The sequence below is a fragment of the Aeromonas sp. 25-AL00135 genome, from assembly GCF_054052385.1.
Window position 1 is genome coordinate 74116 of sequence record NZ_JBSTYQ010000007.1, and the last position, 17614, is coordinate 91729.

Here is a 17614-nt window from a genome sequence, read left to right on the forward strand (position 1 = left end):
TTGATTAATTCATTGAATATATTGGAATTTAATGATTTCCCCTGATACTTGATGTGGTCATACCAGAAATAATCTGGCGTTTAGCTGAAGGCTTGTTTACCACCGCTGTTTGCATTGTTAACATGATCACACTTTTTTGACGTATCCCCCTTTTGGTGCGTCATTTTCACTTAGGTGATAGGCAGGGCATTGCAGGAACACATCGATACGCTGGTTGCGCGTTATGACGACATTACCCGTCTCAAGACGCAACGGGCGTTAGGCCTCATGAGTCGCTATGGGCAGCAGGTATTCCAACTGCTGCCTGTCATGCTGCACTTCAATCATCCCCTGCTGCCCGGTTATGTCTCCGGTGATGTCCCTCATGGCATCTGGAGCTTCAGCGCCACCGCCGAGCAGCAAGCCTTTATCGATGACCTCTGCCGCAACGCCAACTGTCAGAGCGGTCTGGCAACCCATGATCGAGCCATTCAGGGGCTCTACTCCATGGGCAGCACCTCCTCCATCGGTCAATGCTGTCACTCCGATCTCGATATCTGGGTCTGCTACGTGGCCGGTTTGTCGCAGGAGCGGCTCGATCTGCTGGAGCTGAAGTGCCAGCAACTCTCCAAGTGGGCCGAACAGCGCGGGGTCGATCTCAACTTCTTCCTGATCCCGGAAGACAAGTTCCGCCAGACCAACGATGCCCAGATGCAGGGGGAGAGCTGCGGCAGTGCCCAGCACTTGCTGCTGCTCGACGAGTTCTACCGCAGTGCCATGCGTATCGCGGGCAAACGCTTGATCTGGTATCTGGTGCCCACCGAATGTGATGATCACTACGATGAGTATGTGAACGAGCTGTTCGAGAGCGGCAAGCTCAAGCAGGACGACTGGCTCGATCTAGGCAGTTTTGACCGTATTCCGGCCGAAGAGTATTTCGGCTCCGCCCTGTGGCAGCTCTACAAGGGGATCGACTCCCCCTACAAGGCGGTGCTCAAGTCGGTGCTGATGGAAGCCTACTCTCACGAGTATCCCAATACCCGCCTGCTGTCGATGATTGGTCGCGACTGGTTCCAGCACAATGAGGGGATGCACTACCGGCTCGACAACTACTGTCTGATGCTGGACAAGGTGACCAACTACCTCAAGTCCATCGGCGACATGGCGCGGCTCGATCTGGTGCGCCGCTGCTTCTACCTCAAGGTGTGCGACGGTCTCAGCCATCCCAAGGATGATCACTCCCCCGAGTGGCGTCGCGAGCAGATGAGCCAGCTGGTCTCCTACTGGGGCTGGAGTCAGGACAAACTCTATCAACTCGATCATCGCCACGAGTGGAAGATCGAAGAGGTGAAGATCGCCCACGCCGAGCTGCTGGAAGCCCTGATGCAGAGCTACCGCAACCTGATCCAGTTCGCTCGCCGCAACAACATCAGCGAGTCGATCAACCCGGAAGATATCGGCATTCTGTCGCGCAAACTCTACGCCGCGTTCGAGAGCCTGCCGGGCAAGGTGCAGCGCATCAACCTGAAGATTGCGCCGGATCTCAGCGAGCCGGATCTCAGCTTCGTGCAGGTGCCTCACGGTCGCCTCAACCGCGCCGGCTGGTACCTCTACAAACATTCGCTGGAGCCGGTGGACATCATTGGCCGCGCGCCGCTGGAGTTCAACGGCTACATCAGCAAGCTGGTCTCCTGGGCCTACTTCAACGATCTGTTGACGCCCCAGTCGCGGGTGCACCTGTTCAATCAGGGTTCGGATCTGCACATCGACAATCTGCACCAGTTCTGCCGTGATCTCTCCGGCTGCTTCCCCGAGAAGTACCCGCTGGCCACCAACCTGGCCCTCAGTCGGCCGTGCGAGATCCGTCAGCTCTCCATCTTCCTCAATCTGGAGATGGACCCGACCAGCCACTGGGTCGGTCAGGTGATCGAATTTGACGCCAATACCGTGGATGTCTTCTCGTTCGGCCGCAATCAGGAGTGTCTGGTGGGCTCGGTGGATCTGGTCTACCGCAACTCCTGGAGCGAGATCCGTACCCTGCACTTCCAGGGGGATGAAGCCGTGGTCGATGCCCTCACCACTATCCTCGGCAAGATGCATCAGGATGCCGCCGCCCCCGAGATGATCGAGGTGTTCTGCTACAGCCAGCACTTCCGCTCTCTGGTGCGCTCCCGCTTCCAGACCCTGGTGGCGGAGTGCATCGACCTGCGCCTTGCCCGCGACAAGCAGCAGTTGGTCAAGACCATGGCCCTTGGCCGCGAGAAGTACGGCATCTTCTTCGAGCGGCGCGGGGTGTCGGTGAAGAAGCTTGAAAACGCCATCGATTTTTACCGTCACATCTCCCACAACAAGCTGGATCACCTGCCGCTGCGGCTCGACAAGACCCACAGCCAGCATCTGCCGAGCATCGTCGATGCCTACGCCAGCGAAGGGTTGGTGCAGTTCTTCTTCGATACCCGGGATGCGGGCACCAACATCTATATCCTCGATGAGGCGAACCGGGTGGAGATCTACCAGCACTTTGCCGGCAACAAGGATGAGCTGGTGGCGGGGGTCAACCGCTTCTACACCTCCAATCACGAGCGGTTCAGCGATGATGGGCAGTTCATCAACTTCAACCTGCCCCAGTACTACGAGATAGTACAAGTGAATGGCGAGCTGGATGTGATCCCCTATCGCAGTCAGGGCACTCTGCGCGAACAGGTCCCGCCCACTCGGGAAGTGGGCTGACCCGTCAGTTGGAATCGCCATAAAAAACGGCCTGCAGATGCAGGCCGTTTGCTATTGCGGTTGCTCAGGCGCCGAGGCGAGCCAGCAGCCAGCTGCGAATGTCGCCGAGCTGCGGGCGGCAGATCTCGTGGCGCATCGGGTACTCGTGCCACTCGGGGGCGAGTCCGGTGCTTTCCAGCCGGTTCTTGGCATCCCAACCGAGCGACAGGCTCACCACATCGTCGTAGATGCCGTGCATGTAGCAGATGGACAGGGTGCGAGCAGCCTCGCTCATCTCGCCGAGCAGCTTGTCGGGGGCGGCCAGATAGGTGGACATGCAGAGCAAGCCCGCCAGCGTTGCCTGATAGCGCAGCGCGGTGAAGGAGGCAATCACTCCGCCCTGAGAGAAACCTGCCAGCACGATATGCTCGGGGGCAAACCCGTCGGCCACCAGCTGGTCGAGCAATGCGGCAATCTGGTCGGCCGATTCACGGACATGGGACTCCACGGCCCGCTCGGCGGGATCCTCGAAGCTCCTGATGTCGTACCAGCCGCGCATCTTGTAGCCCATGTTGATGGTGATGGGGCGCTCGGGGGCATCCGGCAGCAGGTGACGCACCGGTAGCTCGGCGGGCAGGTCCAGCGCGTCCACCAGCGGGGCGAGACCGGCGCCGGAATCACCCAGCCCATGCAGCCAGATCACCGCATGACGGGCGCCCTGCGGGTGCAGGTCAATCATGGGAACACCACCTCTTCGCCCGCCTGGGCGGAGCAGGATTGGCTCAGCAGCGCCTTGAGCTCGTGGCCGAAGCGGTTGTCGATCCAGGTGTCACCCTGCAGTTCGAAGTGGAAGCCGTTCTCGCGGGTGGCGACCCAAATCTGGTGCAGTGGCTCCTGCTTGTTGATGATGACCTTGGTCTTGTTCTCGAAAGAGAGGGTCAATACGCCACCGCTGCGTTCGCAGTCGATATCCGGATACCCCTCGTCGAGCGTGTCTTCCACATATTGGAAAAAGGCGTCGGTCAGGGCGTGATACTCGTGATCCTTCATCGGTTTATCCTGTTGCTTTTAACAATGTGAGTGCGATTATAGAGGGCCAAAAATTTTTTCGCAGCGAACCATTATGATCACCCAGTTCACCAAGTGTCTGCTTGCCACTCTTCTGTCCCTCGGGTTGGCCGCGTGCGGTCTGAAGGGGCCGCTCTATATGCCGCCCCCCGAGCAGCCACAGAGCCAGAGTACACCGCAAGCAGTACCGCCTGCGACCACTGAGGCTGCCACCGAGGCCGCGCCGCACTAATGCCGCACCCATTCTAGGAAGGAACCGCCCCCTTGGATCACTTTAACTACGACGCCGCCGGCCAGCTTCAGGCCGAGCAAACCTCGCTGCAACAGCTTGCCGAGCAGTACGGTACCCCGCTTTACGTCTACTCCCGTGCGACCCTCGAGCGCCACTGGCACGCCTTCGACAAGGCCGCTGGCGATATTCCCCATCTGATCTGCTACGCGGTGAAGGCCAACTCCAACCTGGCGCTGCTCAACCTGCTGGCCCGTCTGGGTTCGGGGTTTGACATCGTCTCCGGTGGCGAGCTGTCGCGGGTACTGGCGGCGGGCGGTGATCCGGCCAAGGTGGTCTTCTCCGGTGTAGCAAAGAGTGAAGCGGAGATGCGCCTGGCGCTGGATAAAGAGATCCTCTGTTTCAATCTGGAGTCGGAAGCCGAGCTGGAGCGCCTCAATCGGGTGGCGGGCAGCATGGGCAAGAAAGCTCGCGTCTCGGTGCGGGTCAATCCGGATATCGATGCCGGTACCCACCCCTATATCTCCACTGGCCTCAAGCAGAACAAGTTCGGCATTCCCATCGAGCTGGCGCCCGCCATCTATCGCAAGGCGGCCGCGATGGCGAACATCGAGATCGTCGGGGTCGATTGCCATATCGGCTCGCAACTCACTGAATTGAATCCCTTTATGGAAGCGGCTGACAAGCTGCTGCGGCTGATCGACGGTCTGGCAGCGGAAGGCATTCATATCCATCATCTGGACGTAGGCGGCGGCCTTGGGGTCAACTATGGTTCCGAGCAGCCACCTCATCCGACCGAGTATGCCGAAGCGCTGAAGCAGAAGCTGGCGGGTCGGGATCTGACCCTGCTGTTCGAGCCGGGCCGCGCCATCGTCGCCAATGCCGGTGTTCTGCTGACCCGGGTTGAGTACCTGAAACCGGGCGAGACCCGCAACTTCGCGCTGATCGATGCCGGCATGAACGACATGCTGCGCCCCTCGCTCTACGGCGCCTGGATGAACATCATCGAGGTGGATAGCCGTGCCGGTCATGCTCCCGCGCTCTATGACGTGGTGGGCCCGGTGTGCGAGACCGGCGACTTCCTCGGCAAGGAGCGCACCCTGGCGATTGCCGAGGGTTCCCTGCTGGCAGTGCGTTCGGCCGGAGCCTACGGCTTTACCATGTCATCCAACTACAACACCCGTCCGCGCGCTGCCGAAGTGCTGGTGGATGGTGCCAAGGCGCACCTGATCCGCGAGCGTGAGCAGTTGGCCGATCTCTGGCGCGGTGAGCACCTGCTGCCCTGACGCAGTAGATAGAGACGACAGAATTTTACAGCCCTGACAGCACAGGTGTGCGCGATGTGTACAGATTGTTCCAGGATGCATGGGGCTGTGGCCAATGACTTCATAGTGGTTGATGGTGAGTATTTACAGCCCTAACAGCACAGGAATGCACGATGTTGATAGATTTTCCAAGATGCATGGGGCTGTGGACAACGACTTCATAGTGGTTGACGGTGAGTTTTTACAGCCCTAACAGCACAGGAATGCACGATGTTGATAGATTTTTCCAAGATGCATGGCTTGGGCAACGACTTCATGGTGGTGGATGGCGTCACCCAGAAGGTATTTTTCAGCAATGACGTCATCAAGAAGCTGGCAGATCGCCACTTCGGGATCGGCTTTGACCAGCTGCTGCTGGTGGAGCCGCCCTATGACCCTGAACTCGACTTTCACTATCGCATTTTCAATGCCGATGGCAGCGAGGTGGAGCAGTGTGGCAACGGTGCCCGCTGTTTTGCCCGTTTCGTGCGTCTCAAGGGGCTGATAAACCGGGATCGCATCGCGGTCAGTACCGCCCGGGGTCGCATCGTGTTGCAGCTGGAGGGGGAGAATCAGGTCACGGTCAACATGGGGGTGCCCCAGTTTGAGCCGGGCAAGATCCCGTTCCGGGCCCAGAAGGCAGAGAAAACCTATCTGCTGCGGGCGCAGGAGCATACCGTGATGTGTGGCGTGGTCTCCATGGGCAATCCCCACTGCGTCATCGAGGTGCCTTCGGTCGCCGATGCGCCGGTCGAGACGCTCGGTGCCATCATGGAGCGCCACGAGCGTTTTCCCGAGCGGGTCAACGTTGGATTCATGGAGATGGTCAATGCCACCGAGATCAAGCTGCGTGTATTCGAGCGGGGCTGTGGCGAGACCCTGGCCTGCGGCACCGGTGCCTGTGCGGCGGCGGTGATTGGCATCAGTCAGGGCAAGCTCAAGGAGCGGGTCACCGTCAGTCTGCCGGGTGGCAAGCTGACCATCGCCTGGAAGGGGCCGGGCCAGCCGGTCTATATGACAGGCCCCGCCGAGCATGTGTTTGACGGCCAGATAGAGGTTTAGCCGATAAAGGTTCAGGTACGGGGGGCGTTGGCCCCCTTTGCCCATGATGTCGGGGCAGCGAGCCCCATTTCTCTGATGGATCAACCAATTTATGAGCGAACTCAAACGGCAGGAGCAATCGGTGGATGAAGCCACTGTGCTGGAGTACCTGGCCCGTTATCCCGAGTTTTTCCAACGCCATGCCGCCGTGCTGGACCGGATCCGCATTCCCCATGAACGCAAAGGGTCGGTCTCGCTGGTCGAGCGCCAGCTGGAGCGTCAGCGCGAGCGGATCGAACAGCTGGAGCAGGAGATCACCGAATTGATGGGGATCGCCAGCGAGAACGAGCGGATCTTTCGGGTCTATGCCGATCTCTACGGCGAGCTGTACGGTTGCCAGACCCTGTTCGAGGTGAGTGCCGTGATGGGCAAGGCCTTTGTCCAGCGACTGCGCCTGACCGGGCTGCGACTCTGGCTCAATCCCAAGAAGTTTGCCCTGAGCGGGCCCGAGCAACGCTTTCTGGCGCAGGGCAAGCAGCTCGAATCCCTGCTGGGTCAGCGTCTGCCGGGGCAGGATTACTACTTTGGCCGCCTGAGCCAGAGCGAGAAGCAGGCGCTGTTTGGCCACGATGTGCTGGTCAACTCGGTGGCCCTGATGCGGCTCGGCGATCTCGGTGTGCTGGCCTTCGCCAGCTCGGATCCCGGCCACTTTACTCCCCACAACGACACCCTGCTGCTGGGCCAACTGGGGCGCCTGCTGCAACTGCGTCTGCCCGAGTTGACTCATGGCTAGAACACCGGCCAGGGCACCCGCCAAAGCTTCCGTCATCGCACCGCCACTGCCTGCGGCACTGGCGGACGAGCTGGCGGCCTTTATCGAATACCTGAGGGTCGAGCGTCAGCTCAGCCCTCATACCCGCAATAACTATCAAGCCCATCTGGAGGCGATGACCGCCGAGCTGGTGGCCCAGGGGCTCACTGACTGGGGTCGGCTCGAGGCGAGTCAGGTGCGCACTCTGGTGACCCGGATGCACAAGGGGGGCCTTGCTCCTCGTTCCCTTTCCACCAAGGTCTCGGCCCTGCGCAGCTTTTGCGACTGGCAGGTGCGGCAGGGGCGACTGACCGCCAATCCGGCCCGTGGCATCGTCACCCCCAAACAGGGGCGACCGCTGCCGAAAAACCTCGATGTGGACGAGATGCACCAGCTGCTCAACATCACCGACGAGCAGGATCCGCTGGCGGTGCGGGATCGCGCCATCATGGAGTTGATGTACTCTTCAGGGCTGCGTCTGGCCGAGCTGGTGGGGATCAATCTGGTGGATCTGAAGCTCGACGACCGCCAGCTCAAGGTGATCGGCAAGGGCTCGCGGGAGCGGGTGCTGCCCATCGGCCGGATGGCGGTCGAGTGGCTGCAGAAGTGGCTCAAGGTGCGCCCGCTGCTGGCCGGGGATGAGAGCGAGGCGCTGTTTGTCTCCAGCCGCAAGCAGCGGCTGTCGGCCCGTTCGGTGCAGGCCCGCCTCGATGGCTGGGGCAACAAGCAGGCGCTCAACGCCCACGTCCATCCCCACAAGCTGCGCCACAGCTTCGCCACCCATATGCTGGAGTCCTCCGGCGATCTGCGGGCAGTGCAGGAGCTGCTGGGTCATGCCGACCTCTCTACCACCCAGATCTATACCCACCTCGACTTCCAGCATCTGGCCAAGGTTTACGACAGTGCCCACCCCAGGGCCAAGCGTGACCCGGATGCGCAGGACGATGAATAACGGGCTATGAGCCCCCGTTGCAGAGGAGAGTCCATGCACTTCTATCGCCGCTGGCAGCCGGTTGCTGCCATCTCGTTTGACCTCGATGACACCCTCTATGACAACGGCCCCGCCATCGTGCGCGCCGAGCAGTGGATGCTGAACCATCTGCGCAGCGAATATCTGGCCACCGCCATGCTCGACAAGCCGCGCTGGCTGGAGCTAAAACGCGCTGTGCTGCTGGCTCGGCCCGAGCTGCGCCACGATGTCAGCCTGGCGCGCCAGCAGACCATCCGTACCGCCATGGTCGAGGGGGGGATGGCCGACCAGCAGGCCAGCCGCGAGGCGGAGCAGGTGTTTGCTGCGTTTCTGGCAGAGCGCTCGAAGATCGAGGTGAGCGAGTCCACTCATCAGCTGCTGGTCAGACTGGCCGAACGCTATCCGCTGGTGGTCATCACCAACGGCAATCTGGATCTGGCTCAGGCAGGGCTGGATCACTACTTCACGCTGGTCTGCAAGGCGGGGGTGGGTGCCAGGATGAAACCGGCACCGGATATGTTTGAGCAGACCCGCAGCGCCCTCAAGTTGCCAGCGGGGCGGATCTTACATGTCGGGGATCACCCCGAGACCGATGTGCTGGGTGCCCGCTTGCACGGCTTTCGCGCCGCCTGGCTCAACGAGCGGCAGCAACCGTGGCAACAGCTGCAACTGTTGCCGGACGTTGAGCTGACGGCACTGGAGGAGCTGGCCGAGCTGCTGCTCTGATGGCGCTGGCGGGTGGCCCGGCTCAGGCGGTAATGGCTGTCATCGAATAGCGATATATGGCAAGGGGTTACGCCCGCTATTTGCGACAAACCAGCCCGAGCAGGGTGTAGCGATCGCGCTGGTTGACGCGGCAGTAACTGATGCCGACGGGTAGCGGCTGCTGCAGGGTGATGGCGCTGTTCTGATAGCGGCAGACCAGATAGAGCGGGCGCAGGCTGCTATCGAGCTGACTCCAGTAGTGGATCTCGTCTCTGTCGCCATTATCCGGTTTGAGTTGTGCCAGCTCGGCAGGATCTCCGTCGAACAGGGCCAGATTATCGAGCCGGTGGCTGAGGGTTTCGTCCGGATTGCCATCGTCATTGCGGGTGAACGCCTGCCAGCCCTGCTGCGGGGTCAGCAGCTGTTGGCGAGTCTCTATGGTGGCGGGACAATCAAATTGCAGGCTGGCGGCAAGGGCCAGGGTTGTCAGTAACATGGCTGCGGTTCTCTCTTCACGTCCTCAATATCGTGCCATGCTACGTCATCTTCCACCGAACAGCTTCATCAGTTTATCAAGCAGATCAAGCTGTTGTGGTGGCTGTTTCATGGCTTCCGCCTCCCGCTCCAGCAGTGCCCGCTGCTCCTGCTGGCGGTCGCTCAGCACCCGGTAGAGGGGCTCGACCAGCGCCTCGCGCTGCATCACCAGCTCCTGAAACATTGCCTGATTGATGCGATAGGTTTCGACGGTGGCCACCGCCCGTACCGTGAAGGAGCTGGGCTCGCCGGTGAGCAGGCTCAGTTCGCCAAAAAAGTCCCCCGCGTTGAGCGTACCAAGCTTCAGCTCTCGCCCTTCGACATTGACCACCATCTCGGCTTCCCCTTTGACCAGCACGAACAGCCAGCTGGAGACATCTCCCTGCTCCAGCATGATGTCGCCACTGACGAAGGGGGCGAACTTCACCTGATCGGCCAGCTGGAGCAGCTCGTTCTCCTGCAACATGGCAAACAGCGGCAGCTTGCGCAGGGTATCGGTTCGTTCGGCGGTATGGCGCTTGTGGCGGGCATCCAGATGCTGCTTCTCCTTGGCCATAAAGACGTTGAAGATCGGCGGGGTGAGGCGGCGATCGTTGCGGCGCAGGGCGGCATCGATCAGGCTGCGCACCATGGAGTCGGTCGGATCGTCGCGAGCCAGATCGGTCAGCCAGTAGCGCACTGCATAGCGGGCGATGCCCCCTTCGACGTTCATCAGCAGGCAGTCCGGTTGTGGATGCTTGGCAACGCAGGGGAGCTTGGTCTCCCGCAGGGATTTCTCGATCAGCGCGATGATCTGGGTCGGCAGGGTATCCAGGGTCAGATCGAACCAGACCCAGCGCCGCCACTGCAAGGGTTCGCCACGGCGGCGTCCGAGCACGGTGAAGCGCTGTTTAAGCAGGTGGCTGTTGGGGATGACGACTGTCTCCCAGTTGCGGGTCTCGATGGTGGTGGCACGCCAGTTGATCTCCACCACCCGGCCCTGGGTGGTATCCACTTGAAGCCAGTCACCGATGGCGATGGAGTTGTCGAGCTGAATGGAGACCCCGGCCAACAGGTTGCCCAGGGTGTCCTGCATGGCGAAGGCGATGACCGCGGTGATGACCGCTGAGGTGGTGACTATCTCTCCGAGCGCCATGCCTGAGGCGTAGAGGCGAAACAGACCCCAGCCGATATAGCCGATGGTGATGACGATATCGGCGATGATCCGCGGGATCCGCACATGGCAGAGGGGGAGCAGAAACTCGAACAGCAGGATCCCCCATATCTTGACCAGTATCAGGCCGGCCAAGAGGGTGGAGATCTCGATCAGCAATTGATGGGGCAGCGGCAGTTTGAACCAGCCCCCTTCCAGCTGGATCAGCAGGATTACCACCGCGCTAATCATCACGAAACTGAGCTCGGAGAGCAGCTCCCGTCGCTGTCCCGGACGGCGCCAGAAGTGGATCAGCATCAGGGAGAGGGTGAGCAAGGTCCAGAACGGGTGTTCGCCAATCCAGATCAGCGTCGGTAGCGCGGTGAGGTTTTCGCCAGCCATAGCAGCACCTTATTGTGGTTTTATTTCCAGCATAGCTGCTGCGGCGCGGGGAAATGGTGCGTTGGGGCGGCAATTTATTTATCCTGTGCAGAACCGGGCAAAGGAGTGCGATTGAGTGAAATTTTCAAAGAAAATCATCTGTTTGATGGCCCTGTTGCCATTGGCTGGCTGCGACCTGCTGGCCGAGAAGTATCGGGTCGAATTCCGGGATGGCTCCTGGCGTGAAATAGTCATTACCCCCTTCTCCAGCGAGGCGCGCTGGCGCGAGGGGTGTGCCACCGGCGAGGTGCTGAGCGACATGAAGGTGCCCATCAAGCGGGGTGATACGGTCAATGGCCGCGAGCAGTTGCTGATCGGCGGCGAGAAGTTCGAGCTGGATGACAACAACCTCTACCGCAGCAACGGCATGGTGTTTGGCCATTCGCCTGACCATATCCAGCGCGGGCTCAAAGGGATGGATATCTGCCGTACGCTGCGCCCCGAGCGGGGCGGACTGCCCAAGCTCAAGGCGCGCGGGTTTGGCGACTGAATCGATGAGGGATTACCTCGCTGCCATCAATGCACAGCGTTGGCGGCAGGCATCGCCAAAGGCTTGAAAGATCTTGATGGAGTGGGGGTTTTCATTGGCTTTCCACTCCGGATGCCACTGCACTGCCAGCAAAAAGGGTGACAGTGCGGGAGCATGAAGTGCCTCTATCAGCCCATCTTCGGCGTGGGCCAACGGCTTCAGACCCTTCCCCAACCGGTTGATGCCCTGCCCATGCAGGGAGTTGACCGGAATCTGTTCTTCCCCCATCAGTTCGGCAAACCAGCTGCCGGGCAGCAGTTTGATCTGATGGCTCGGCCCATACTGCTCGTCGACCGGATCGTCGGCATCCTCCCGGTGATCGTCATAACCCGGCTCGTTATAGACCTTCTGATGGATGTCTCCCCCCAGCGCCACGTTGATCTCCTGCATGCCGCGGCAGATCCCGAGGATCGGCAAACCACGGGCGAGCGCTCCCTTGATGAGGGGCAGGTCGAACAAATCGCGATCCCTGTCTTGCTGTTTTTCCGGCGTGAGGTTCTCCTGGCCGTAGAGGGCCGGATCGATATTGGAACCTGCACCACTCAGATAGACCCCATCGGCGAGATCCAGATACTGCTCCAGATCGGTGGTGCCGCAGCAGGTGGGCACCAGCAGCGGGACGCAGCCGCTTATCTCCACCAGCGGCATGATGTATTTGTGGGTCATCACCTGATAGGCGTGGCCGTTGCGGGGCTGGGCGCCCATGGTCATCAGTACGACAGGTTTACGGGGAGCGGGAGGCAGGGGATTTGGCATAGGGCACCTTGATTATCCTTGGCGTTGAAGTCTCATCCTGCGCCTTGGGCAGGCCCTTGCAAACCGGCAGGGCAAGGGCATGCCTCAAGGCATGGTCATGGGATCCCGCGTCGGGCCGGGTGGCAGAATCGTTGGTCAGCCTGGGCTGCGACGGCATGGATCCTCTCTTCAGTCTGCCAAGGCCGTTCAATATGTCAAACAAAATGAGGCCAAGTTGTTAACGGATTTGTCTTGAACTGCTCTTAAGCGGCGATTTAACGGGGCTGTTGAGATGAGCCGTTATGGCTGGGGTAGTAAAATGGTGGATATATTAAACGCGCAGGGCTGGCGGGGGATGTTGAGAGGAAAAGGCATCAATAGAAACACGCCTCCCCGAGGGGAGGCGTGTTCCGGGGATCACAGCAGGTCTTCGATCTCGCCGCGCAGATACTGGTACATCTCGCGGTAGGCGACCGGCGGCTTGTTCAGCTCCCGCTCCTTGTTGGCGGAACGGATCAGCTGGCGCAGTTTCTGGCGATCCAGCTCGTGGAACTGGGACATCAGCTCGTTGAGGGCGCTGTCACCTTCGGTGATCAGGCGCTCGCGCCACTGCTCCAGGCGATGCAAGCGGGCATTCACGGTGGAGTGACGGTTCTTGATGATGGAGAGCGCTTCGGCAATCGGCTCGATATCGCGGCTGCGCATCAGGCGGCCGATGAACTGCAGATGGCGACGGAAGGACTCATCCTTCTTCGGCTTGAGTTTGCGCCCCAGCTCTACCGCTTCGGCCAGCTCTTCATCCAGCGGGATCTTCTCGAGCTCGCTGTGGCTGAGGGAGACGATCTCTTCCCCCATTTTCTGCAATGCTTCGGCATCGCGCTTGAGCTGGCTCTTGCTGGGGCCCCAGTCTTCGAACTCGTTGTCGTCTTGATATTGACTCATCGGTCTCTTGATTCCTGTCATTCACGTTTGGCGGATATGTTACCAGCTTCTCCCGCTGGGCGCAGGGGTCTGATATGCTTACCCCCCTTTCCTTCTTTCATACAGATGTGAGTTATGGATCAGCAAGACCAAATCCGCCAGGATCAAGCCCATCTCGAGGCCGTGGTTGCCGAAGCCCTGGAGATAGCCAAAGGACTGGGCGCCTCGCTGGCCGAAGTCTTCATCAGCAAGCAGACCGGGTTGTCGGTGAACACCCGGGGTTGTGAACTGGAAAGCATTGAATTCAATAAGGATGGCGCCCTCGGCATCGCCGTCTATCGCGATGGTTGCAAGGGATCTTCCTCGACCACCGATCTGAGCAAACCCGCCATTCGTGCCGCCGTTGAAGCGGCCATCGAGATTGCTCGCCACACCTCGGCCGATGATTGCGCCGGTCTGGCGGACGCCGAGCTGCTGGCCTGGGATGCCCCCGATCTGCAACTGTGTCACCAAATCGAACTGGATCCCCAGCGCGGCATCGAACTGGCCATCGAGTGCGAACGACTCGCTCTGGGTCGCGATGCCCGCATCAAGCACTCCGACGGTGCCGGTTTCTCCAGCCATCTTGGCATCAAGGTCTATGGCAACAGCCACGGCTTCGTCAAAGGCTACGCGGCGTCGCGCAACTCACTGAGCTGCGTGCTGATCGGCGAGCAGGATGGCGATATGCAACGGGATTACGGCTACTCCTCCAGCCGTACCCTCGACGGGCTCTGGAGCCCGCAGCGCATTGCCGACGAAGCCGTTGAGCGTACCGTCTCCCGCCTCGGCGCCCGCAAGATCTCTACCCGTCATGCGCCTGTGCTGTTCCACCCTGACACAGCCTCCGGTCTGTGGGGCCATCTGGTGATGGCCATCAGCGGTGGCAACCTCTATCGCAAGTCGAGCTTCCTGCTCGACAAATTGGGCAAGCAGATCCTGCCCGAGTGGCTCACCATTCAGGAGTTCCCCCACCTGTTGGGCGGGCTCGCCAGTACCCCGTTCGATGGGGAAGGGGTGCGTACCCGCGACATGGATATCATCCGTAACGGTGAGCTGATGAGCTGGCTGCTTACCTCTTACTCTGCGCGCAAGCTGGGGCTGACCACTACGGGTCACGCCGGTGGCATCCACAACTGGCAGGTCTCCAATACCGGCCAGGATTTTCAAGGCATGCTGCAAGAGATGGGCACCGGTCTGCTGGTGACCGAGCTGATGGGGCAGGGGGTCAATATCGTCAATGGCGACTACTCCCGCGGTGCTGCCGGTTTCTGGGTCGAGAATGGCGAGATAGCCTATCCGGTCGAAGAGATCACCATCGCCGGCAATCTGGCCGAGATGTTCAGCCATATCGTGGCGGTGGGTCGTGACGAGGATGAGCGCTCCAGTCTCAAGACCGGCTCGGTGCTGGTAGAGAATATGAAGCTGGCGGGCCACTGATCCCGGTTTCAACAGAACCGAAACCATGAAAAAGGCCCCCTCGCCAACGCGAGGGGGCCTTTTTATCGGCCAGCGATCAGGAGGCTATCAGCCCTTGATGCGCTCGATGCGGCCACCCAGACCCTGCAGCTTCTGCTCGATGTCTTCGTAGCCACGGTCGATGTGATAGATACGGTCGACGATGGTGGAGCCTTCGGCCACGAAGCCGGCCAGCACCAGACTGGCGGAGGCGCGCAGATCGGTCGCCATCACCTGGGCACCCTTGAGCTGCTCGGTGTCACGGCAGATGGCTACGTTGCCCTGCAGTTCGATGTCTGCGCCCATCCGTACCAGCTCGGGAACGTGCATGAAGCGGTTCTCGAAGATGGTCTCGGTGACCATGCCGGTGCCTTTGGCGACGGCGTTCAGCACAGTGAACTGTGCCTGCATGTCGGTCGGGAAGGCCGGGTAGGGTGCAGTCTTGATGGTGACCGGTTTGAGGGTGCGGCCAGTCATGTCGAGGGTGATCCAGTCTTCACCCTTCTCAACCAGGGCTCCAGCTTCTTCCAGCTTGACCAGTACCGCTTCCAGCAGGGTCGGGTCGGTCTTGCGGCAGGTGATCTTGCCACCGGTGACCGCTGCACCCACCAGGAAGGTACCGGTTTCGATGCGATCAGGCTGCACGCTGTAGTTGCCGCCGTGCAGACGCTCGACACCGTCGATGGTCAGGGTATCGGTGCCCGCGCCCTGGATCTTGGCACCCAGGGTATTGAGGAAGTTGGCCAGATCGACCACTTCCGGCTCGCGCGCGGCGTTTTCGATCACGGTGCGGCCATCAGCCAGGGTCGCGGCCATCATCAGGTTTTCGGTACCGGTCACGGAGACCATATCCATCAGGATGTGAGCGCCTTTCAGGCGGCCATCGACACGGGCCTTGATGTAACCATCTTCGATGGTGATCTTGGCACCCATCAGCTCCAGGCCGTGGACGTGCAGGTTGACCGGACGGGCACCGATGGCGCAACCGCCGGGCAGGGAGACGTCAGCCGCGCCGAAACGGGCGGCCAGCGGACCCAGCGCCAGAATGGAGGCGCGCATGGTCTTCACCAGCTCGTAGGGAGCGACGTGGTTGTTCACCGCACCGGTCAGCACTGTGACGTTGCCGTTGACCTTGGTGGTCGCGCCCAGCATCTCCAGCAGCTTGATGGTGGTGCCCACATCTTTCAGGCGCGGCACGTTGGAGAGGTGTACCTCTTCATCACAGAGCAGGGTCGCGAACAGGATCGGCAGCGCGGCGTTTTTGGCGCCGGAGATGGTCACTTCGCCGTTGAGAGTACAACGACCATCGATTTTGAATTTGTCCATTTTTACTTCGTTACCAAATCAGGAGGGCAATAGGAATTTACGTTCGCGTTTCCACTCGGCGTCGGTGAACGCCTTGATGGAGAGGGCGTGAATGGCGTTGCTGGCGATCTTGTCCATCAGCGGGGCATAGATGGCCTGCTGCTTCTTGACCCGGCTCATGCCGTCAAACATGTCACCGACGGCGATCACTTGGTAGTGACTACCGTCCCCTTTGACATGGACTTCGGACAATGGCAGAGCCTCAAGGAGTATCGCTTCAATTTCAGAGACTTGCATTATGCGTCCTCAGTTGTGAGCGGGGTTGATTGAAACAGCCCGGCCACCCCGTAGAGGTTGGCCAGGGTATAGAAATCACTGGAGGCGCCCACCAGTTGCGGTGTGGCGCCTCGCGCTAATACGGCTTTGGCCCATTTGACCAGCAGGGCCAGTCCGGCGGAGTCGAGGGTGGTGACGCCGCCGAGCTCGAGCTGGTCGTCCTGCCACCATTCGGCGCGGCGTTGCCACAGGTCATTGACCTGTGGCGCCTGCAGCTCACCGCTAAGGGTCATGGTTTGAGTACCAGCGGCTTGGCGTTGTGTTCGCGTAACTGAGCGATCACTGCATCGATGCCATTCTGGCGGATCAAACCGCCGAGCTCGCTCTGTTTGGCGGAGAGCAGGCTGATCCCCTCTGCCACCATGTCAAAGGCTTTCCACTCGCCGGTCTTGTTGTTCTTGCGCAGCTTGAACTCGAGGAAGATGTCCGGCTTGCCGGCCTCTTTTACGCTGACATTGACGGCGGTGATGTTGCCGCTGGGAGCTTTGCCCGGCTCGACCTTGACGGTCTGCTTGTCAAAATGGGCCAGCGCATCGGCGTAGGAGCTCACCATGTACTCGGTGAACACCTCGACGAAGGCATTGCGCTGCGCTTCGGTGGTCTCTTTAATCTGGTTGCCAAGCACCTTGTAGGCGGCGAAGCGGTTGTCCACATAGGGCAGCAGCTCTTCGCGAATGATCACCCGCAGGTGATCCGGGTTGCTCTTCACCTGGGCCTGATCGGCTTTCAGGCGGGCAAAGGTCTGCTTGGCAGCCTGATCCACCAGCGCGTTGGGGTCGGTGGCATCGACTGCGGCCTGGGCAGACAGGGAAAAGAGCATGCTGGTCATCAGACCCAGCAGCAGGGCGATTTTCTTGAACATGGTTACTCCTTCTTGCTGTCTGATTTGCTGTCGGAGGATTGGCTGTAGAGGAATTTGCCAATCAGATCTTCCAGCACGATGGCGGATTTGGTGTCTTCAATCAGGTCGCCATCCTTGAGCATCTCGGTGCCCATCTCCTCATCGCTGAAGCCGGGGGCCAGACCGATGTACTGCTCGCCGAGCAGACCGGAGGTGAGGATGGAGAGGGAGCTGGTATCGGCGAACTCGCCAGCGCTCTTTTGCATCATCAGGGTCACTTCGGGCACCTGGGTTTTCGGGTCCAGTACGATGTCGCTGACCCGACCGACCACAACGCCGCCGACCTTGACCGGCGAACGGACTTTCAGGCCGCCGATATTATCGAAATGCGCGCGCAGGGTATAGGTTTCTCCTTCCGGTTTGAAGCTCAAACCGGCCACTTGCAGGGCCAGTGCCAGAATGGCACCGATGCCAGCCAGCATGAAGGTGCCGACCAGGAATTCTACTTTGCTGAACTTCATCTTTAC

20 protein-coding genes are annotated in these 17614 nt (G+C 60.3%); 9 read left to right on the top strand and 11 right to left on the bottom strand.

The window, feature by feature from the left end; translation table 11 throughout:
• Positions 1-189: 189 nt before the first annotated feature.
• Entirely contained in the window at positions 190-2709 is a 2520-nt protein-coding gene (locus tag ACW5XC_RS08135; RefSeq protein WP_042053472.1) for a class I adenylate cyclase, read from the top strand.
• Positions 2710-2773: 64 nt separating this feature from the next.
• Here ACW5XC_RS08135 and ACW5XC_RS08140 read toward each other — a convergent pair whose 3' ends face one another.
• Together ACW5XC_RS08140 and cyaY are read right to left on the bottom strand one after the other, a co-directional pair.
• The gene (locus ACW5XC_RS08140) at positions 2774-3427 is read right to left on the bottom strand and encodes an alpha/beta hydrolase (protein WP_042053474.1); all 654 of its coding nucleotides are present in this window, start codon (positions 3425-3427) and stop codon (positions 2774-2776) included.
• Positions 3424-3738 (bottom strand): iron donor protein CyaY, encoded by a 315-nt coding sequence (gene cyaY, locus ACW5XC_RS08145; protein WP_040068798.1) that lies wholly within the window; start codon positions 3736-3738, stop codon positions 3424-3426. The genes ACW5XC_RS08140 and cyaY overlap by 4 nt, the downstream gene beginning before the upstream one ends.
• Positions 3739-3811: 73 nt before the next feature.
• Here cyaY and lptM point away from each other — a divergent pair, with 73 nt between their 5' ends.
• From lptM to ACW5XC_RS08175, 6 genes are all read left to right on the top strand, one after another.
• Complete coding sequence (gene lptM, locus ACW5XC_RS08150; protein WP_074042653.1) at positions 3812-3988, top strand: LPS translocon maturation chaperone LptM; 177 nt, start codon at positions 3812-3814, stop codon at positions 3986-3988.
• A gap of 32 nt (positions 3989-4020) precedes the next feature.
• Positions 4021-5271: a diaminopimelate decarboxylase gene (gene lysA / locus ACW5XC_RS08155; RefSeq protein ID WP_042053477.1), complete on the top strand. Its 1251-nt coding sequence runs from the start codon at positions 4021-4023 to the stop codon at positions 5269-5271.
• 249 nt (positions 5272-5520) lie between these two features.
• A complete protein-coding gene (gene dapF / locus ACW5XC_RS08160; protein WP_005336371.1) occupies positions 5521-6351 on the top strand; it encodes a diaminopimelate epimerase in 831 nt (276 codons plus the stop codon).
• Between the two features lie 91 nt (positions 6352-6442).
• On the top strand, positions 6443-7123 hold the full coding sequence (locus ACW5XC_RS08165; protein WP_005336370.1) for a DUF484 family protein: 681 nt from the start codon (positions 6443-6445) through the stop codon (positions 7121-7123).
• A complete protein-coding gene (gene xerC, locus ACW5XC_RS08170) occupies positions 7116-8093 on the top strand; it encodes a tyrosine recombinase XerC (protein WP_042053478.1) in 978 nt (325 codons plus the stop codon). Before ACW5XC_RS08165 ends, xerC begins: the two co-directional genes overlap by 8 nt.
• 33 nt (positions 8094-8126) lie before the next feature.
• Positions 8127-8837: an HAD-IA family hydrolase gene (locus ACW5XC_RS08175; protein ID WP_042053480.1), complete on the top strand. Its 711-nt coding sequence runs from the start codon at positions 8127-8129 to the stop codon at positions 8835-8837.
• 76 nt (positions 8838-8913) lie between these two features.
• Here ACW5XC_RS08175 and ACW5XC_RS08180 read toward each other — a convergent pair whose 3' ends face one another.
• Together ACW5XC_RS08180 and ACW5XC_RS08185 are read right to left on the bottom strand one after the other, a co-directional pair.
• Complete coding sequence (locus tag ACW5XC_RS08180; protein ID WP_042053481.1) at positions 8914-9312, bottom strand: STY0301 family protein; 399 nt, start codon at positions 9310-9312, stop codon at positions 8914-8916.
• A 45-nt stretch (positions 9313-9357) separates the two neighbouring features.
• The gene (locus ACW5XC_RS08185; protein ID WP_005356684.1) at positions 9358-10884 is read right to left on the bottom strand and encodes a cyclic nucleotide-binding domain-containing protein; all 1527 of its coding nucleotides are present in this window, start codon (positions 10882-10884) and stop codon (positions 9358-9360) included.
• Positions 10885-11029: 145 nt separating this feature from the next.
• Between ACW5XC_RS08185 and ACW5XC_RS08190 the strand changes: the two genes are divergently transcribed.
• On the top strand, positions 11030-11413 hold the full coding sequence (locus tag ACW5XC_RS08190; protein WP_042053586.1) for a hypothetical protein: 384 nt from the start codon (positions 11030-11032) through the stop codon (positions 11411-11413).
• Positions 11414-11425: 12 nt separating this feature from the next.
• Here ACW5XC_RS08190 and ACW5XC_RS08195 read toward each other — a convergent pair whose 3' ends face one another.
• Positions 11426-12208, bottom strand: coding sequence for a gamma-glutamyl-gamma-aminobutyrate hydrolase family protein (locus ACW5XC_RS08195; protein ID WP_042053482.1), 783 nt, complete (start codon positions 12206-12208; stop codon positions 11426-11428).
• A gap of 396 nt (positions 12209-12604) precedes the next feature.
• Positions 12605-13129, bottom strand: a complete 525-nt coding sequence (gene yjgA / locus ACW5XC_RS08200; RefSeq protein WP_005336359.1) for a ribosome biogenesis factor YjgA — start codon at positions 13127-13129, stop codon at positions 12605-12607.
• A 114-nt stretch (positions 13130-13243) separates the two neighbouring features.
• Here yjgA and pmbA point away from each other — a divergent pair, with 114 nt between their 5' ends.
• Complete coding sequence (pmbA, locus tag ACW5XC_RS08205; protein WP_042053484.1) at positions 13244-14587, top strand: metalloprotease PmbA; 1344 nt, start codon at positions 13244-13246, stop codon at positions 14585-14587.
• A gap of 87 nt (positions 14588-14674) precedes the next feature.
• Here pmbA and murA read toward each other — a convergent pair whose 3' ends face one another.
• From murA to mlaD, 5 genes are read right to left on the bottom strand one after another with little or no spacing between them, the layout of a single operon-like run.
• On the bottom strand, positions 14675-15931 hold the full coding sequence (murA, locus tag ACW5XC_RS08210; protein ID WP_042053485.1) for a UDP-N-acetylglucosamine 1-carboxyvinyltransferase: 1257 nt from the start codon (positions 15929-15931) through the stop codon (positions 14675-14677).
• A gap of 18 nt (positions 15932-15949) precedes the next feature.
• Positions 15950-16207: a BolA family iron metabolism protein IbaG gene (gene ibaG, locus ACW5XC_RS08215; protein WP_005306001.1), complete on the bottom strand. Its 258-nt coding sequence runs from the start codon at positions 16205-16207 to the stop codon at positions 15950-15952.
• Positions 16207-16479: an STAS domain-containing protein gene (locus tag ACW5XC_RS08220; protein ID WP_005336352.1), complete on the bottom strand. Its 273-nt coding sequence runs from the start codon at positions 16477-16479 to the stop codon at positions 16207-16209. The genes ibaG and ACW5XC_RS08220 overlap by 1 nt, the downstream gene beginning before the upstream one ends.
• Complete coding sequence (locus tag ACW5XC_RS08225) at positions 16476-17108, bottom strand: MlaC/ttg2D family ABC transporter substrate-binding protein (RefSeq protein WP_005336350.1); 633 nt, start codon at positions 17106-17108, stop codon at positions 16476-16478. Before ACW5XC_RS08225 ends, ACW5XC_RS08220 begins: the two co-directional genes overlap by 4 nt.
• Before the next feature lie 2 nt (positions 17109-17110).
• Entirely contained in the window at positions 17111-17608 is a 498-nt protein-coding gene (gene mlaD / locus ACW5XC_RS08230) for an outer membrane lipid asymmetry maintenance protein MlaD (RefSeq protein ID WP_005336348.1), read from the bottom strand.
• Positions 17609-17614 lie beyond the last annotated feature (6 nt).